Annotated in this window: 13 protein-coding genes and 1 pseudogene; 12 read left to right on the forward strand and 2 right to left on the reverse strand. The window is 65.6% G+C overall.

The window, feature by feature from the left end; all coding sequences use genetic code 11:
• The first annotated feature begins 13 nt into the window (after nt 1-13).
• From Sj15T_RS15785 to Sj15T_RS15795, 3 genes are read left to right on the forward strand one after another with little or no spacing between them, the layout of a single operon-like run.
• The gene (locus Sj15T_RS15785; protein WP_013039025.1) at nt 14-739 is read left to right on the forward strand and encodes an ImuA family protein; all 726 of its coding nucleotides are present in this window, start codon (nt 14-16) and stop codon (nt 737-739) included.
• On the forward strand, nt 654-2,174 hold the full coding sequence (locus Sj15T_RS15790) for a DUF6504 family protein (protein ID WP_013039026.1): 1,521 nt from the start codon (nt 654-656) through the stop codon (nt 2,172-2,174). Before Sj15T_RS15785 ends, Sj15T_RS15790 begins: the two co-directional genes overlap by 86 nt.
• Nucleotides 2,171-5,443 carry an error-prone DNA polymerase gene (locus Sj15T_RS15795; protein WP_013039027.1) on the forward strand — a complete coding sequence of 1,091 codons (3,273 nt, stop codon included), beginning with the start codon at nt 2,171-2,173 and terminating at the stop codon, nt 5,441-5,443. Before Sj15T_RS15790 ends, Sj15T_RS15795 begins: the two co-directional genes overlap by 4 nt.
• 40 nt (nt 5,444-5,483) lie before the next feature.
• Here the strand turns inward: Sj15T_RS15795 and Sj15T_RS15800 are convergent, their stop codons facing one another.
• Nucleotides 5,484-6,050, reverse strand: a complete 567-nt coding sequence (locus tag Sj15T_RS15800) for an SOS response-associated peptidase (protein ID WP_338010813.1) — start codon at nt 6,048-6,050, stop codon at nt 5,484-5,486.
• An 83-nt stretch (nt 6,051-6,133) separates the two neighbouring features.
• On the opposite strand from Sj15T_RS15800, the gene Sj15T_RS15805 reads away from it, so the two are divergent.
• Nucleotides 6,134-6,634 carry an SOS response-associated peptidase gene (locus Sj15T_RS15805; protein WP_013039029.1) on the forward strand — a complete coding sequence of 167 codons (501 nt, stop codon included), beginning with the start codon at nt 6,134-6,136 and terminating at the stop codon, nt 6,632-6,634.
• A gap of 64 nt (nt 6,635-6,698) precedes the next feature.
• On the opposite strand, the gene Sj15T_RS15810 is transcribed toward Sj15T_RS15805, so the two are convergent.
• Nucleotides 6,699-8,558, reverse strand: a complete 1,860-nt coding sequence (locus tag Sj15T_RS15810; RefSeq protein WP_021223369.1) for an EAL domain-containing protein — start codon at nt 8,556-8,558, stop codon at nt 6,699-6,701.
• 311 nt (nt 8,559-8,869) lie between these two features.
• On the opposite strand from Sj15T_RS15810, the gene Sj15T_RS15815 reads away from it, so the two are divergent.
• The 8 genes and pseudogenes from Sj15T_RS15815 (at nt 8,870) to Sj15T_RS15850 (ending at nt 17,545) form a co-directional block, all read left to right on the forward strand.
• Complete coding sequence (locus tag Sj15T_RS15815; RefSeq protein WP_013039031.1) at nt 8,870-9,643, forward strand: ArdC-like ssDNA-binding domain-containing protein; 774 nt, start codon at nt 8,870-8,872, stop codon at nt 9,641-9,643.
• Nucleotides 9,644-9,796: 153 nt separating this feature from the next.
• On the forward strand, nt 9,797-11,188 hold the full coding sequence (locus Sj15T_RS15820) for a site-specific integrase (protein WP_013039032.1): 1,392 nt from the start codon (nt 9,797-9,799) through the stop codon (nt 11,186-11,188).
• Complete coding sequence (locus tag Sj15T_RS15825; RefSeq protein ID WP_013039033.1) at nt 11,185-12,972, forward strand: hypothetical protein; 1,788 nt, start codon at nt 11,185-11,187, stop codon at nt 12,970-12,972. The genes Sj15T_RS15820 and Sj15T_RS15825 overlap by 4 nt, the downstream gene beginning before the upstream one ends.
• Nucleotides 12,969-15,194, forward strand: a complete 2,226-nt coding sequence (locus tag Sj15T_RS15830) for an integrase (RefSeq protein ID WP_013039034.1) — start codon at nt 12,969-12,971, stop codon at nt 15,192-15,194. Before Sj15T_RS15825 ends, Sj15T_RS15830 begins: the two co-directional genes overlap by 4 nt.
• A 44-nt stretch (nt 15,195-15,238) precedes the next feature.
• Nucleotides 15,239-16,141, forward strand: a complete 903-nt coding sequence (locus Sj15T_RS15835; protein ID WP_013039035.1) for a zincin-like metallopeptidase domain-containing protein — start codon at nt 15,239-15,241, stop codon at nt 16,139-16,141.
• 56 nt (nt 16,142-16,197) lie between these two features.
• Nucleotides 16,198-16,416 (forward strand): annotated as a pseudogene (locus tag Sj15T_RS15840) (zincin-like metallopeptidase domain-containing protein); the annotation flags it as partial.
• Nucleotides 16,413-16,784, forward strand: coding sequence for a DUF2958 domain-containing protein (locus tag Sj15T_RS15845; RefSeq protein WP_013041750.1), 372 nt, complete (start codon nt 16,413-16,415; stop codon nt 16,782-16,784). The pseudogene Sj15T_RS15840 and the gene Sj15T_RS15845, both read left to right, overlap by 4 nt.
• On the forward strand, nt 16,784-17,545 hold the full coding sequence (locus Sj15T_RS15850) for a hypothetical protein (RefSeq protein ID WP_021316399.1): 762 nt from the start codon (nt 16,784-16,786) through the stop codon (nt 17,543-17,545). The genes Sj15T_RS15845 and Sj15T_RS15850 overlap by 1 nt, the downstream gene beginning before the upstream one ends.
• The last annotated feature ends 9 nt before the right edge of the window (nt 17,546-17,554 follow it).

Consider the following 17,554-nt stretch of genomic DNA (forward strand, 5'->3'; position numbering starts at 1 on the left):
CGCTATAGAGTCTTTGCGCGCGCAGATCGAAAAGATCGAAGGCCGCGGCCGGCGCGCCAAATCGGTTCTCCCCTTCGGGATTGCCGCGATGGACTCGCGTCTGCCAGGCGAAGGGCTCGCCCTCGGCGCGCTGCATGAAGTAGCCGGCGGCGGCAATGGCGCAATCGACGGAGCCGCCGCTGCGCTTTTCAGTGCGGGGGTCGCCGCCCGCACCAAGGGTAAGGTTCTGTGGTGTATCACCAGGCCCGATCTGTTCGCTCCAGCGATCGCGCAGGCCGGGCTGGCGGCCGACCGCGTGATCTATGTCGAAGCGGGCGACGACAAGACCGTGCTCGCCTGCATGGAGGAAGGGTTGCGACATGGCGGCCTCGGCGCTGTCGTCGGAGAGGTCGCTCGTCTCTCCATGACCGCCTCCCGCCGCCTGCAACTCGCCGCTGAAGGTGGCGGCGCCATCGCCATTGCATTGCGACGATGGCGACGTCAGACGGAGGCGGCCGATTTCGGGCAACCGACCGCAGCCATGACTCGCTGGCGGATCTCCGTTCTGCCGTCGACGCCGCTGCCCGTCCCGGGCGTCGGGCGCCCTCGATCGCTTGTCGAGCTGATCCGCGCTCGCGCGGGCGAAAGTGCAGATTTCGAATTGGAGGCGTGCGATGACACGGGTCGTCTCGCTCTTCCTGCCGAGCTGGTCCACCGACCGGCTGCGGCGGAAGGCTGGCGACGCGGCGCATCCGGCTGAGGCGCCGCTCGTCCTGATTGGCCGCGATGGGAACAGGCGGGTGGTGCTGGCGGCAGACGCCGCCGCGCAGGGCGCGGGCCTGCGCGCCGGCATGCCCGTCACCAAGGCGCAGGTTTTGGTGCCGGGCCTCATCGTACAGGACGCCGATCCGGACGGGGACGCCGAGGCGCTCGACCGGCTCGCCGCCTGGCTCCTGCGTTATGCGCCCATCGTGGCACCCGATCCACCGGACGGCATCATCATCGACTCGACTGGCGCCGATCATCTCCACGGCGGCGAAGGCGCGATGCTGAAGGGCCTCATCGGTCGCCTTGCCATGTCCGGGCTCACCGCCCGCGCGGCGATCGCCGACACCTGGGGCGCCGCGCACGCGCTGGCTCGATACGCGGCGCGGCCGACGAGGATTGCGCCACCGGGCCACGGCCGGTCGATTCTCGACCCCTTGCCGCTGACCGCTTTGCGGATCGCCCCATCGACCGTCGAGGGCCTGCGAACACTCGGCTTCCAGTGCATCGGCGATCTGCTGGCGCAGCCGCGCGCGCCTCTCACGCTGCGCTTCGGGCCAGAGATCGACCGCCGCATCGACCATGCGCTCGGAGATCTGGCGGAGCCGATCGAACCGGTCCGACCGTCCGAACTCGTGCAGGTGCGCCGCGCCTTCGCTGAGCCGATCGGCACGGCCGAGACTATCGCGCGCTACATCGGCAAGCTCGTCGTCCAGCTCTGCGCGCTGCTGGAAGAGCGCGGCCTCGGCGCGCGCCGTCTCGATCTCCTCTGCCACCGTGTCGACAATCGGGCTCAGGCGGTTCGCGTCGGAATGGCCACGCCGGTCCGCGACGTCAGGCGGCTGACCCGCCTTCTCTGCGACAAGATCGAGACCATTTCCCCCGGCTTCGGCATCGAGGTGATGACGCTCCGCGCCAGCGACGCCGAACCGCTCGAGCGCAAGCAGGCCGTCAGTTCACTCGTCGAGGAAGCGGCGCCGGACGTCTCGGACCTGATCGACACGCTCATGAACCGTGTCGGCGAGCGCGCGATATACCGCCTTGCGCCGGTTGCGAGCGATGTGCCCGAGCGATCGGTCTGCCGCATCCCGGCGATGGCGGCCGATACGGGGACGAGCTGGCCCGGCCATTGGCCGCGGCCGTCGCGCCTCCTGACCCAGCCGGAGCCGGTCGAGACGGTCGCGCTCTTGCCCGATCACCCGCCGGTATCCTTCACCTGGCGGGGTGTGCACCGGCGCGTGAAGCGCGCCGACGGACCCGAGCGCGTGTTCGGCGAATGGTGGAAGCGCGATGCCGAACTGGCGGCGGTTCGCGACTACTTTCGCGTCGAGGACGAAGCCGGCGAGCGTTACTGGCTGTATCGGGCGGGCGACGGCGAGGACGCCACCACCGGCTCCCATCACTGGTTCCTCCACGGGGTGTTCGGATGACCGCGCCCCGCTACGCCGAGCTTCAGGTCACCTCCCATTTCAGCTTCCTGCGGGGCGCGTCGTCCTGCGAGGAGCTGTTCTCCCAGGCCGCGCTGGCCGGCATCGAAGCGCTCGCGGTCGTGGATCGGAACTCGCTGGCCGGGATCGTCCGCGCCCATCAGGCCGCGAAGACGACGGGCGTTCGCCTCATCGTCGGCTGCCGCCTCGACCTTGTCGATGGCGCCTCAATGCTCGTCTACCCCACCGACCGGTCGGCCTATTCGCGCCTGTGCCGGTTGCTGTCGCTCGGCAAACAGCGCGCTGGCAAGGCCAAGTGCCATCTCGAATGGCCGGATCTCATGGCCTATGGCGAGGGTCTCATCGTCGTCCTCGTCCCCGACCAGGCCGATGCAGAATGTGCGTTGCGCCTGCGCCGCCTGCGCGACGCCTTCGGCGACCGCGCCTATCTGGCGTTGACGCTGCGCCGCCGGCCGAACGACCAGCTCAGGATCCACGAGCTGTCAAACCTCGCCACGCAGATGCGCGTGCCGACCGTGGTGACGAACGATGTGCTCTTCCACGAGCCCGCGCGCCGCGTCCTGCAGGACGTCGTGACCTGCATTCGCCACAACGTCACCATCGACGCCCTGGGCGACCGCCGCGAGCGCCATGCCGATCGGTACATCAAACCGCCCGAGGAGATGCATCGGCTGTTCGCCCGCTATCCCGAAGCGCTCGCCAGGACCTTGCAGATCGCGGATCGTTGCCGTTTCAACCTCGATGAACTGGCCTACCAATATCCGGAGGAGCGCGACGATCCGGCGCTCACGCCGCAGGAAACGCTGGCAAAACTGACTTGGGAAGGAGCCGCTCAACGCTATCCTGAAGGCGTGCCGGACAGCGTGATCGCCGCGCTGCGGCACGAGCTGCGGCTGATCGAGAAGCTCGGCTATGCGCCATACTTCCTGACGGTCAATGCGATCGTTCGCTTTGCCCGATCGAAGGATATCCTTTGCCAGGGGCGCGGCTCGGCCGCCAACTCGGCGGTCTGCTACGTCCTGGGCATCACCTCGATCGACCCGGGACGTAACGACCTGCTGTTCGAACGGTTCGTCTCCGAGGAGCGGCGCGAGCCGCCCGACATTGACGTCGATTTCGAGCATGAGCGGCGCGAGATCGTCATGCAGTGGGTGTTCGACACCTACGGCCGCGACCATGCCGCGCTCTGCTCGACGGTCATCCGCTATCGCACCAAGGGCGCGCTGCGCGACGTCGGCAAGGCGCTCGGCCTCCCCGAAGATCTTATCGGCACGCTGTCCTCGCAGGTCTGGGCCTGGTCGGAGGAAGGCGTCGAACAGCGCCACGTCGAGGCGCTGAACCTCAACCTCGCCGACCGCAGGCTCCGCCTGACGCTCGATCTCGCGCGCCAGCTCATGGGCGCGCCGCGGCATCTCAGTCAGCACCCCGGCGGCTTCGTCCTGACCCATGATCGGCTCGACGACCTCGTGCCGATCGAGCCGGCCGCAATGAAGGACCGGCAGGTCATCGAATGGGACAAGGACGACATCGACGCCCTGAAGTTCATGAAAGTCGACGTCCTGGCGCTCGGGATGCTGACCTGCATGAAGAAGGGGCTGGATCTCCTGGCCGAGCACAAGGGCGTCAATCTCGATCTCGCCTCCATCCCGGCCGAGGACCCGCGCACCTACGCGATGATCCGCAAGGCGGACACGCTCGGCACATTCCAGATCGAGAGCCGGGCGCAAATGTCGATGCTGCCACGTCTAAAGCCGCGCACCTATTACGATCTCGTGGTCCAGGTCGCGATCGTCAGGCCCGGTCCGATCCAGGGCGATATGGTCCATCCCTATCTTCGCCGCCGGGAGGGCCTTGAGCCCGTCCACTACCCGAAGCCCGAGCTGGAGAAAGTGCTCGGCAAGACGCTCGGCGTGCCGCTCTTTCAGGAGCAGGCGATGCGGGTCGCGATTGAATGCGCCGGCTTCACACCGGGCGAAGCCGACATGCTGCGCAAATCGATGGCCACCTTTAAGTTCACCGGCGGCGTCTCGCATTTCCGGGACAAGCTGATCGCCGGCATGGTGGCCAACGGCTACGAGCAGGCGTTCGCCGAGCAGACCTTCAAACAGCTTGAGGGCTTTGGCAGTTACGGATTTCCGGAAAGCCACGCAGCCTCTTTTGCACTGATCGCCTATGCCAGCGCCTGGCTCAAATGCTGGCATCCCGATGTCTTCTGCGCGGCCTTGCTCAATTCGCAGCCCATGGGCTTCTACGCACCCGCCCAGATCGTCAGGGACGCGATCGAGCACGGCGTCGATGTTCGGCCGGTCTGCGCCAACGCTTCGCGCTGGGACTGCACCCTCGAGCCCACCTCGGACGAAAGCCGCTACGCCGTCCGTCTCGGCCTGCGGATGGTCAAGGGTCTCGCGAACACCCACGGCGCCGCAATCGTCTCGGCGCGCGCCGATCAGCCCTACACATCGATCGACGATCTCTGGCGCCGCGCCGGCGCGCCGTCCGCCGCGCTCGTCCAGCTCGCCGAGGCGGATGCGTTCCGTCCGGCGCTGGGACTGGCGCGTCGGGAGGCCCTTTGGGCGATCAAGGCCCTCCGCGACGAACCCTTGCCGCTGTTCGCAGCCGCCTCCGCCCGCGAGGCCGGCGCCATCCCCGAGATCGACGAGCCCGCGGTGGCGCTGCGGCCGATGACGGCGGGCGGCGAAGTCGTCGAAGACTACGGCCATGTCGGACTGACGCTGCGCACGCATCCGCTCAGCTTCTTGCGGGAAGATCTCCAGCGCCGCCGCATCGTCACCTGCGCCGAGGCGATGGCCGCGCGCGATGGTCGATGGGTGGAGGCGGCCGGCATCGTCCTCGTCCGGCAACGCCCGGGCAGCGCCAAAGGCGTCATGTTCATCACGCTCGAGGACGAGACCGGCATCGCCAATCTCGTGGTGTGGACGAAGGTGTTCGAGGCGAACAGGCGCGCCATTCTGTCGGCCAGCATGATCGCCGTGCGCGGCCGCGTGCAGCGGGAGGGCGAGGTCGTTCACCTCGTCGCCCAGCGCATCACCGACCTGTCGGGCGAGCTGGCCAGCGTGGGCGATCGCGACATGGCGTTTCCGCTGTCCCACGGCCGAGGGGATCAGGTTCGGCACGGCGGCTCCGGTCCCGATCCCCGCGAGCTGCCCCCGAAAGGCCTGCGCACCCGGGATATCTACATTCCCGATCTCCACATCGATACGATCAAGGTGAAGACGCGGGATTTTCGATGACCGCCCTTCACGGCGCCCACTGCGACCGCCACGCGCCGCATCAGCCGACCTGTTCGACCAACAACGACCCCGCCGGCAGCGGGCGGATGAGCGACTGCGCCGGCACGGAAGGGTTCAGCCAGCCGGTCCAGGCATCGCGCTCGAGGATGACGATCTGCCGGTCGTGATAGGGCGCGATGTCGGGCCCGGGCTCCATCGTCAGCATGGTGAAGGCCTCACCAACCTCCTTCGTCTCGCGCCAGATGCCCCCAATGCAGAAGATCGGCTCGTCGCGCTTGGTGAAGAGCCACTTGTCCTTCCGCTTCTTACCCTTCTCGGCCGCGTCGGTGAACTCGTAGAAACCATCGGCCACGATGAGGCAGCGGTTCGACCCGAAAGCGCGCCCCTCCGACCGAAAATTATACACCGGGCGCTTGTTCTGCCCGGGCCAGCTCCATCGCCGTTGCACGAGGTCGCCTTCGCCGCGCACGCCCTCGATGGTGCGGACGATCGCCCCGACATCGGTGATCTTGATGTCGTCGCGCGCCGCGATGTTCGGCGCGCCTTCGCCGAAGCGGATCTTGATCTTCAGATCGGCGAAGTCCTCTACGATCGAGGCGACGTCCACCGTCAGACGGTAATCATTGCACATCGCTCCTCCGTCCCGATCGCCATTGTCTCGCGACCCCGTTCTTGTTATGTTCGAAGACTATGAGCGCGACGGCCTTCGACTCCGACGCATCGCTCGACGAACGCCGCGTGATCATAAGGCGCGGCGGCGGCGATGTTGAGATGGTGAAGCTGCCGTGGGGTCTTCAGCCCCGCGAGATCGGCGGCCGTCCATTCACCGTCCTGCGCGCCGAGGACCGGACCTTCCCGAGCCATCGTTGCCTGGTGCCGGCGTCGGAATTCTGCCATCGCAGCGGCGGCAAGCACTACAGCTTCGCACTCGCGAACGGCGAATGGTTCTATTTCGCCGGCATATGGCGTCCGGCAACGCGCGACTGGCCGGACGCTTATGCGATCCTGACGATCGGCGCGAATGCGGACGTCGAGCCCTATCACGATCGGCAGATGGCAGTGCTCCGACGAGATCAGCGCATGGCATGGCTCGATCTGACCTGCCCGGAAGCGGAGCTGCTCCGTCCCTTGCCGGCGGGGAGCTTCCGCGTTTCCCGCCTGCGCGAGGCCCGGGCCGCGCTTGCGTTCTGAAACCCTGAAAGCCGTTTGACCGAATGTCCGGTTTTGCGCAGCGCCGGCCGCCCGCCCGGCCTGGTCAGCCCGCGGCTGTCCGACGCCGGGCGGGCGCCGCCGCGTCCGGCTCGCGAAGCATGCCCTTCCGGCCGGCGTAAAGCGGAGTGACGCCCGCAATCCCGGCGGCGTGCCGGCGCAGCAATGCGGCGGTCGCGTCGCGGTCTGTCGCCCGGGCGAACGCAAATCCCTGGCCGAGCATGCAGCCCATCGACCAAAGCTGGCTCGCCTGCACCTCGGTCTCGATCCCCTCGGCGATCACCATGATCTCCAACCGGCGGGCGATTTTGATCAGCCCCTCGACGATGACGATGCTCGGATCGTCCGGCCAGAGCCGCTCGACGAAGCTGCGGTCGATCTTGATGATATCGACCGGAACATTCAGCACATGCGTCAGCGACGCGTGTCCCGTCCCGAAGTCATCGAGGGCGACCCGGACGCCCGTGGCGCGCAGACGCTCGATCTCGCGCGCCACGACGCCGTCACGCCGGCCGATATAGACGTCCTCGCTCACCTCCACCACGAGCTGGTCGAGCGGGACGCCAACAGGGCCGAACGCACGTTCGAGCTTCTTCGAAATGCTTCCGGTGTAGAAGTCCGCCGAGGAGACGTTCAAGCCGACGTGCCCGACCCGCAGGCCCTGGTCCCGCCACCGGACCATGTCGCCGGCGATCATCGCGGCCATATGCTCGGTCAGCTCGGCCGCGATGTGAGCGTCCGCCGTTGCCTCATGAAATTCGTGCGCCGCAATCAGCGTCCCGTCCCGCCCTCGCATGCGGCACAGGGCTTCGAGGCCGACAATCTCCCCCGTGTCCAGCCCGACGATCGGCTGGTAGTGGGCCTCGATACGACCGTCACCAAGCGCCGCGGCCACATCGCGGATCGCATCGCGGCGGTGCGTGATCCGCGTCCCGATGCCGGGCCAGTACCGCACAAATCCGCCCCTGCCAGTCTCCTTGGCATGATAGAGCGCGAAGTCCGCCGCCTCGCTCACCGCCGCGGCCGTCGACTCCGAGGGACCGAACACTGCGCCGCCAATCGTCGCCTGGGGCACCACCATATGGCCCTCGCAAGGCGCGGCGAGCTCGAGCCCGCGGAAGATCCGACGCGCCGCCGCGTCGAGGTCCGACAGCAAGGCGGGCGCCTGGACCAGAACGGCGAACTCGTCGCCGCCGATCCGGAACGTCACGTCCGGCGCGACGGCGCGGGCAATGCGAGCCGCAGCGACCTGAATCAGCCTGTCGCCTGCAAGGTGCCCGAAGGTGTCGTTCACGATCTTCAGATTGTCCAGATCGATCATGAACAGGGCCCAGATGCCGGGCTCGTCGCAGGGCATGCACTCCAGCGCAGCGTTGAACGCCGCCCGGTTGGGAAGACCGGTCAGAACATCGACATTCGCCCGTCGCTCCCGGTCGACCACACGTTCATGGCGCCGTAGCGCCATGCCGCAGAGATCCAGGGCCGTGCTGATGACCCCCATCTCCGCCTCGCGCGGACCGCGGTGCTCGCGGAAATAAAGGGCGAGCACGCCGATCGGATCGCCGCTCTCGGAGATGATCGGGTAGGACCAACAGGCCTTCAGGCCGGCGACGAGCGCGTGATCCTTGTATCTGGCCCATCGGGGATCCGCGGCGATATCGGCGATGCCGACCGTCTTGCGCATATAGGCGGCCGTGCCGCAGGACCCAACCTCCGGCCCGATCATCACGCCATCGATCGCAAGCGCATAGGCGTCGGGCAAACTCGGTGTCGCCAGCGGATGAAGCAGCCCGGCGGGGTCCACCGTCATCAGCGTACAGACCACGTCCGGCAGAAGCGCCTCGATCTCCAGGCATAGCTGACGGGCCGTCTCCTCGAGCGAGACGCCATTGGCGATCAGACGCAATATTCGGTTTTCAACCTGCAGCAATGGCAACTCGACCGCCCATCGGTGACGGTGTCCGATTGGGGAAACACGTCTCTGCCGGCCATTCTAGTCCTTCAAACTGAAGGCCATCTTTTCATAATTGCTAAATTTGGAATTAAGCATGCTTGAGAGGGGAACGCGTTCCCCTGCGTCCGAGCCCCGGGTCTCGGCCGACCCCTTCTGCGGGGAGACCCCGCAACGCCCCCGAGAGGGAGAGTGCGGACCGGCTTTGCCGTGACGGGTTGGAGGTCGAGAGAGAGGCTCTCGGTCGCCCGTCGCGGAGATCCGCGATGTCCAGAAAGACCGCACCCGCTCGCGCCGGCCAGGACCGGACGAGCCTTTACGACGAAATCACCGGCAAGATCATCGCCGAGCTGGAGGCGGGGCGCGTCCCCTGGGTCCAGCCATGGGGAACGGCGGCGGCGAAGGCGCCGCTCGCCATGCCGCGGAACGCCGCGACGGACCGGCACTATTCAGGGATCAATGTGCTGATCCTGTGGGGCGCCGTCATCGAGCACGGCTTCCCTGGTCAGAGTTGGCTGACGTTCCGCCAAGCCCTCGCGCTCGGCGGCAATGTTCGCAAGGGCGAGCGCGGCACGACCGTCGTCTATGCGGACCGCTTCGTGCCGGACGACGAAAAGCGCCGGGCCCGCGAGACGGGTGAGGAAGCCCAGGCCATTCCGTTCCTCAAGCGCTTCACCGTCTTCAACGCCGCACAATGTGAGAACCTGCCGGAGGATGTCGCGTTCGTCGCGCCGCCGCCGCCCGGCCTCATCGAGCCGCGGGTCGAAGCGCTGATCCGCGCGACCGGCATCGACTTCCGCATCGGCGGCAACCGCGCCTTCTATGTGCCGGCGCTCGACTATGTGCAGGTTCCGCCGCCGCAGGCCTATTTCGAGCCCATCAACTGGCACCGCACGGCGCTCCACGAGCTGGGCCACGCCAGCGGCCACCCCTCGCGGCTCAACCGCGACTTCTCCGGCTCCTTCGGCACCAAGAAATACGCGTTCGAGGAACTGGTCGCCTTATCTGGACAGTCTGCACCGTGCCTGACGCACCATTGAACGGTATGCTTTGGCGCGACGCAGGGGGGCATCAGGCCGGATGAAGCGCTATCCATAAGCTGGCGTAATCCGGCCTGATGACCACCGTCCCGCAGGCGCGCAACGTGTGCGATCTGGAGTCGGGAGGGGGTCCGGGGGAGGGACTGACAAGCTGTGGATAATTCAGGTGCGTCGATCGTCATTCAGGAGCGCCGGACGGCGGATGGCCTGGACTCCTACATCCCGGTAATTCTGCGTGATGGTGCGATCTATGATCTCCACCTTGAGCGCTACTTCCTCGATTTGCCGCTGAACGGTTCGCGTTCGCGACACTCGTTGCGCGCCCATGGTTATGATGTTCTGGTCTGGGTTCGCTTTCTCGCTTCGGCCCGCGGCAAGTCTGTCTGGCAAGCCGATGCCGATGATGTCGGTGCCTATCATCGTGCCCGGCGGCGCAGCGATGCTGAGTTCCGGATTTCTGCATCGACGTGGAACCGGGCGATTGCCTCGCTCGACAAGCTTTATCGATGGGCCGAACGGGAGGGGCTGATCGAGCGTACACCTTTTACGCATCGTCAGGTCTGGCGACGATCGCACGATGGGCGCCGTGCGGCGGTCACGGGCCGCAATAACGCCTATGAGCGCGCAGCCCGTCGTTCCGACGTCCGTTTCATCGATCTCACCGATTACCGCGCCTTCCGGGAAGTTGGTTTGCGCGGCCTGACCGTTGAAGGGACCGAGCGTCCTGGAGCGCGTGACCGCAATGGCGCGCGCAACGCGCTGTTCGCCGATCTGCTGGTCACCACCGGCCTGCGCCTGGAAGAGGCATCCCACTTGCTCGCAGCTGAGATTCCGGTTTGCGACGCCCGCTCGGAACGTCAGCGGCGGGTCGAGCTTCCGGCGGCACTCACCAAGGGTGACAGGGGGCGAAGCATGCTGCTGCCGCGCCGCTTGTTGCCGGTGTTTGACGCCTACATCGCCGTTGAGCGAGCCGCAGCCGTCGCCAAGTTCGCACAGCGCCGTGGCTGGGAAGCCATCGACCGCCCGATCTTCATCCACAGCCCCTCATTCGGGCAGCGTGCATTGCATCTCGTTGGCGGTGGCACGATGGACATAGAGGTCGTCACACCGGATGAACGCGCAAGGCTTGTTATTTGCGCTGACGATGGAACGCCGCGCGAAGCCGCGGTCCTCTGGCTGACCGAGGTGGGCCATCCTGTGTTGCCCAACTCGTGGGAAGCGATCTTCGCACGGGCGAGCCGCCGCTGCACGGACGCCGGCATCCCGGTCCGGCTTAGCCCCCATCAACTCCGGCATTCCTTTGCAGTCCACATGCTTGCCATGCTGATCCAGCGCCGCCTCGCCGACGCAGCGGCACCAGTGGGCGCCATGGAAGGTTATCGCCAGCTGGTCGGCGATCCGCTTCAACAGGTCCAGCGATTGCTTGGCCATTCGAGCCTCGCGACGACCTCTATTTATCTCGATCACCTCGCCACGCGTGCCGATACCGTTGATGCGGCAGTCGAAGAACTGCTGGCACTCGTACCAGGCTATCTTCGATCATGACCGCTGCTCCACGCAAAGGACGCAAGGTCAGCTTCGCGGCAGATACGGCTGCGCCCCAAGCCGATCCATGGTCGCAGATCAGCACGCTGCGCTTCATGATTCATCCCTTATATGGCGGCGAGCTGCTCGTCGATTTCACGGGCTTGCGGCCACGCGGCCTGGCGCTCGCATTTGCCCGGAGCCTGTTCATGCTGGCTGCTCCGCGCGGCCCCATCATGGTACGTTCGTCGCTCAAGACATACGCCAACCAGCTGCCAAGCTTCTTTTCCTACCTGGCCGGGACAGGCGACGGGATCAACGGCCCTGCTGACCTTCGTGCCCATCACATTGATGGATTTGAGACATGGCTCAGCGCGCAGGGCAAGTCTTGCGTGCATGGACCAACCTATGTCGCCAAGGTCGTTTCCGTCCTTCGTCGCATCGCGGACGACAGCCCCGAGCTTGTCGATTGCGGCTTGCGGGAACGACTGCGCTACGTCAGCTCACACGCACACGTTCGTTCCCGTCCACGCGATGCCTACAGTCCGTATGTAGCCCGCCAGCTGCGCGATGCGGCACGCGCGGATATCGCTGCGATCGAGGCGCGCTTGCGGTCGGGGCCGCAGTTCGATGAGGTGCCGCAGATCGATGGCGCATATTGCAAAGCCCATGCTGCCATCGAGACATACGGTGTTCTGGGCTACCGTGATCCCACGTTTCAGAGCCTGTACAAGCTGCGCAAAAAGCGCGATCTCACCAGTGACAGGCTTAACCTGAGCCTCCACGCAGCCCACTATCTTACTGCCGACGATATCGTCCCGCTTCTTGTTCTGCTCTTAATCGAGACAGGGCTTGAGCTGGAGTGCTGCAAGTCGCTCACCCTCGATTGTCTGCGCAATGCCGCAGGGGGTACCGTCGATATCGCCTACACCAAGCTGCGGGCACACGGTGCCGAGCACAAGACAATCCGGGTGCGTGATCGCGGCTCATCCACCGCTGGCGGTCTGATCCGACGCATCATCGCCCTATCGTCCAAGGCCAGGGTCCATAACTCCAGCGATAACCTTTGGGTCTATTTTCAGCCGGGCGAGATCACCGCAGGTATTCGTCAACTGCGCTTGAAGGTCAGTGCCTGGACGCAGCGCCATTGTATTACCGATGATCAGGGTAAACCGCTCCACCTGTGTCTTTCGTATCTGCGCAAGACGCACAAGGCCTTGTGGTATCTCAAGACCGAAGGCCACATGGCCCGCTTCGCCGTAGGTCATACCGTCGATATCGCGGCACGGCACTACGCCGATATTCCCTCCCTCAGACCGCTGCACGAGCAAACCGTGGCAGATGCCCTCGAAGAGGTGCTCGCTGGTCCAATGATCCTGCCTCCTCAAGACGAGGACCGGCTGCGCGGCGAGTTGGCAAGCCCTGATCCCGATGATGGGGGCATTTCAACCGCACTGCTCAATGGCGAACAAGACGTCTGGCTTGCAAGCTGTGGCAACTTCTATTCCAGTCCCTTCGCATCCGCCGGCACGCCATGCCCTACACCGTTCTGGGCCTGCCTCGATTGCCGCAACGCGGTCATTACCGCGCGCAAGCTGCCTGCCATTCTCACCTTTCTCTCCTTCGTCGACGCTCAGCGGATCGGCCTGAGTGCTGCTGATTGGACCGCCAAGTTTGGTCATGCCCATGATCGCATCGTTCAGCAGATTCTGCCTGCCTTCGCCGAAGACGTCGTGACAAGGGCCCGTGCGCAAGTCGCGAACGACCCTCCCACGGTCTATCTGCCGCCAGAGGCACGGGCATGACCGTTGTCCAGCTTCTGGCGGAGAGCGACGATGAGCGCGATGCCCTCCCTGTGCTTATGTCCGCGCCTTTGCGCCCCGGCTGCGATCGCGCGCATATTTCACGATACGGCGATCCAGTGTGGGATCTGGCTCCCGGCGTATTTCGCGACAACGCGCGGCGCTGCCATGTCACGGTACATTTCGGCGGTATCAAAGACCCATCCATTGCTGATGCCCTGCGCCAGATTCTCCATGCGCGGCTCAATGTCGATCTCCCCGGTCACCGTTCGCGGCTTGAGCCGGCCGGGGTGCGCGGCGAGGCCAACCGGACCTTGCGCTTTTTCGACTTCGTCAAGGCTCAGCTGGGGCGTTTCGATCTCGCCCGGGTCGATCAGGCTCTGGTCGATCGCTACGCCGGAGCCTTGCGCCTAGCCGGGCTGCGCCCAGTTGCAGCGGCAGCGCTGCTGCGGATCGTCTTTGACCTGCACGAGTTGCAGCATCATCTGCCGACTGCGCGCCTGTCCTTCGAACCGTGGCCGGGACGAAGTCCGTTTTCCGTGGCGGGCGCAAAGCATATTGCAGGGGAGAACCGGACGCCGCGCATTCCTGAAGCGATCATGACGCCGCTGCTCTCCTGGTCGTTGCGCTACGTGACCTGCTACGCAGGCGATATCCTTGCCGCACGGGCAGAACTCGATTGCCTTGAAGCAACGCGCAACCGTCTGATTGCCGCTGAGGAAGGTCTGGATCCCGCTGTTCGTCGGTTACGGCAACGCCAACGCCTCCTCGACTATGTTGCATCCTTGCGGCAGCATGGGCGCGGCATTCCGATCTGGACCACGGCACATAACGGCGCAACGCGAACAGATCCGCAAACCGGCGCCGTCACGCCGCCGATCAACTACCACCTGATCCACCTCCATGCCGGTATCAACGCGCAGGCCGAACCTGCCATGCACCTTGGCCTGGCCACGGGTGCACCAGACCTCATCGCCGCTGCCATCGCAGAACTCGGCACCGAGATTGGCGGCATGGATACGCCCAATTCTGCCGATCCCGATACGGGCATGCCTTGGCGCACCCGCTTCGATGCCAAGGTTTTGCCCCTCGAGGAAGTCATGCTGCAGTCCGCAGCCTATATCGTATGTGCCTTTCTCTCAGGCATGCGGGACAGCGAGATCCAAGCCATGAGGCGGGGATGCCTGTCTATTACCAAAGCCGAAGACGGTACGATCTTGCGGCATCGTATCAAGTCCACTGCTTACAAGGGCAAGCGCGGCGGCGGCGAGGAGACCGAGTGGGTTACCATCGCGCCGGTCGCTGAAGCCATCGATGTCCTCGAACGCCTTTCCGCGCGGGCGGGACAAGCGCGCGGAACAACGACCCTGTGGCCAGTCCTCACGCTTCGGGCCAATACCAAGACGCACGTCTCTGCAGAGATAGTCCGGCAACTCAACCGGTTCCGCGATCACCTCAATGACCACTTCGGATCCGCGCAGGCACCCGTCATTCCTGCCGGACCCGACGGCCGACCATGGCGTCTGACAACGCGTCAGTTTCGCCGCACAATCGCCTGGCACATCGCCAACCGGCCCTTCGGAACAATTGCCGGCATGATCCAGTACAAGCATGCGAGCGTTGCGGCTTTCGAAGGCTATGCTGGCAGCAGCCGGTCCGGATTTCGGGGAGAGATCGAAGCCCAGCGTGCGCTTGGCCAGATTGACGATATCCTTGTCTACTTCGACGAGCGGCAAAGTGGCGCACGCCTTGGCGGACCTGCCGCGAACAGGGTCGGAGTTGTGCTTGATACTGCCGCCCACGAGTTGGCGCCGCTACCTGCCATGATTGCCGACCGTCCACGTCTGCGCACCATGCTGGGCAGTCTCGCGCGGACATTGCATGTCGGCCCGCTGGCCGATTGCTTCTTTGATCCGGCAACCGCCCTGTGCCTGAACCGGAGTTCGGAGCCAGGCGCAAGCGGGCCAATGATCTCCATGTGCGAACCGGTCCGCTGCCCCAATGCCTGCATCGCCGAACGGCATCGCCCGGCATGGCAGCGCGGTGCTGATGAGGCACGGTTGTTGTTGCGCGAGAAGCGGCTTCCAGAGCCGCAGCGGGTGACGCTTCAGGCCGAGGTGGCCAGAATCCAGCGTGTTCTTGAACAGATCGCACCGGGTACCGCCACACCGCATAACGGTATGGCGGGAGAGGAAGAGGAGGCGGGTTTGCGGGTGACGGATTGAAGGAGCGGAAGACAGTTTCCCTCCGCCCGTCGTGGAGACCTGCCATGTCCCGATCCTACCCTGCGACGCCGCGAGCCGACGTTTATTCGCGCATCACCACCGAGATTGTATCTGCCATCGAAGCCGGGGCCGGCGATTGGCGCATGCCCTGGCACCATGATGGCGCTGCCACCACCAGGCCGCAGAACGTCACCTCTCGCCGCCGCTATCGCGGCGTCAACGTGCTCGCGCTCTGGATCGCAGCCGAAGCGGCTGCCTATTCCAGCGGTCTTTGGGGGACCTATCGCCAGTGGGCATCGCTTGGCGCACAGGTCCGCAAAGGTGAACGCGGAACGACGGTTGTGTTCTGGAAACAGGCCGCATCGCGCGCCGATGATGATCATGACGATGGCGAAGCCGGACCCGGCCGCATGTTCGCGCGGGCCTTCACCGTGTTCAACCTCGCCCAGGTCGAGGGCTATGAACCCCCACCTGTCGCAGTTCTACCCGAGGGCGAGCGGTTCGGGCACGCCGAAGCTTTCGTCGCGGCCCTCAAGATCCCGATCACCGAGGGCGCCTACGATGCGCACTACCGGATCGACCTCGATCACATCTTCATGCCGACCTTTGCCTCGTTTCGGGATGCATCAGCACAGATGGGCACGCTTTTGCATGAGGCGGCCCACGCCACAGGGGCAAAGCACCGGCTCGACCGCAACTTTGCCGAACGTTTCAAGCGCGACAGCTTGGCGATCGAGGAAATTTGCGCTGAACTGACCGCATCGTTCGTACTCGCCGACCTCAGGATCGCTCACCATCCGCGGGCCGATCATGCCGCCTACGTAGCATCGTGGTTGCGCGCACTCAAAGACGACCCTCGCGCCATCTTCACCGCCGCCAGCAAGGCGCAGGCGGCCGCCGATTGGATGCACGCCCAGCAGCCCCAGCCTGAGGAGATCGCCGCATGATAAGCGCCCCGAAAATTTGCGGTAGAAGTCACATTAGGGCTGGACTGTCAGGATATGTGGCTGAAATGAACGCCGCCTTCTGCTGCGCCTCGATCGGCATCGTGCCGACCGTCAGGCATGCCGACTATATCGGCTCCTGGCTGGAGGTGCTGCGCGAGGACAATCGCGCCATTGTCCGCGCCGCCAGCCAGGCGAGCAAGGCGGCCGACTGGCTGCTCGCCTTCCTGCCCGCGGACGACCAGGCCGCACCTTCGACCGACAGGAGGGCGGCATGATCCTCCTCACTTCCGAGCTGCGCCAGCGCCTGCTGGCGAACGGCCGGCAGGCGGACGCCGACCCTATGCCCGTGGTCAAGTTCTTCAACCCGCTGGGCGAAGGCGTCTGGCTCGCCACCGAACTCGACGCCGACGGCGACACCCTGTTCGGTCTCGCCGATCTTGGCGAGCCTGAGCTCGGGTCGTTCAGCCTGTCGGAACTCGCGGCGGTGCGCCTGCCGTTCGGCCTCGGCATCGAGCGCGACATCCTGTTCGAGGGCCTGTTCCCGATCTCGGCCTGGGCCGAGGCGGCGCGCAGGACCGGGAGCATTCGAGCCGCCGAGCGCGTGCTTCATGCGGTTCATCACGCCAGCCGGGAGGACGTATGATGCGCTTCCGTCGCTGGCCGCGCCCAACCGCCTATCGGGAGACGCCGCGCAAACGCGCGGCGCTCCTCCGCAAGCAGCGCCGCGAGCGCGACGCCCTGCCGCTCTTCGCCGACGCGATCGCCGCCGGCCAGCGCGATGTCGACGAGGAGATGGCCCGCCGTCATGTCTGGTGGATCGACCGCGAGCATGAACAGCGCCGTCAACGCGCGGCTCGCTGGCGCGAGGCCCGGGCCAGGCTCTTCGCGCTGCCCGCTCCGCTCCGGCGCAAGGTTCGCGCCCTGTGGCGTACCTGCCCGTACCCCGCCGACCCCGCGAGTTTCGCGGACTTTCTCCATCAGATCGCCATCGGCCGTCTCGATCCCGATCGCCCGCCATGGCTCTTTCATCAACAGACCCAGGCGCGGATCACCGCCAATCCCGCCACTTTCGAGGAGGCTTTTCGCCAGATCGGACGAAAGTCGGTCGGCGGCGGGCCGAAGACGACCCCGGCCGACGAGCTGCTCTTCTGCGGCAATCTCGGCTCCGGCATCCTCTTCCTGACGTCGCGGGTACGCCTGATCGATCCGAACGAGAGCTTCTACACCTCGTCCAATCATCGCCTGCGCGACTCCCATGTCGGTCGGGCCGGCCACTGGGTCGACATCGAGGTGCGCGGGGATTGCTCCGAAGCGGATCTTTCTTTGATCCGGCGGCTCGCGCAGGCGGCCGACACGCGTCCCGTCATCGTCCGACGCGTCAATCCGCTCTGCGGACGGGTTTGAATAGCGGCA

It is taken from the genome of Sphingobium sp. TA15 (genome assembly GCF_037101235.1).
Lineage (GTDB): Bacteria > Pseudomonadota > Alphaproteobacteria > Sphingomonadales > Sphingomonadaceae > Sphingobium > Sphingobium indicum.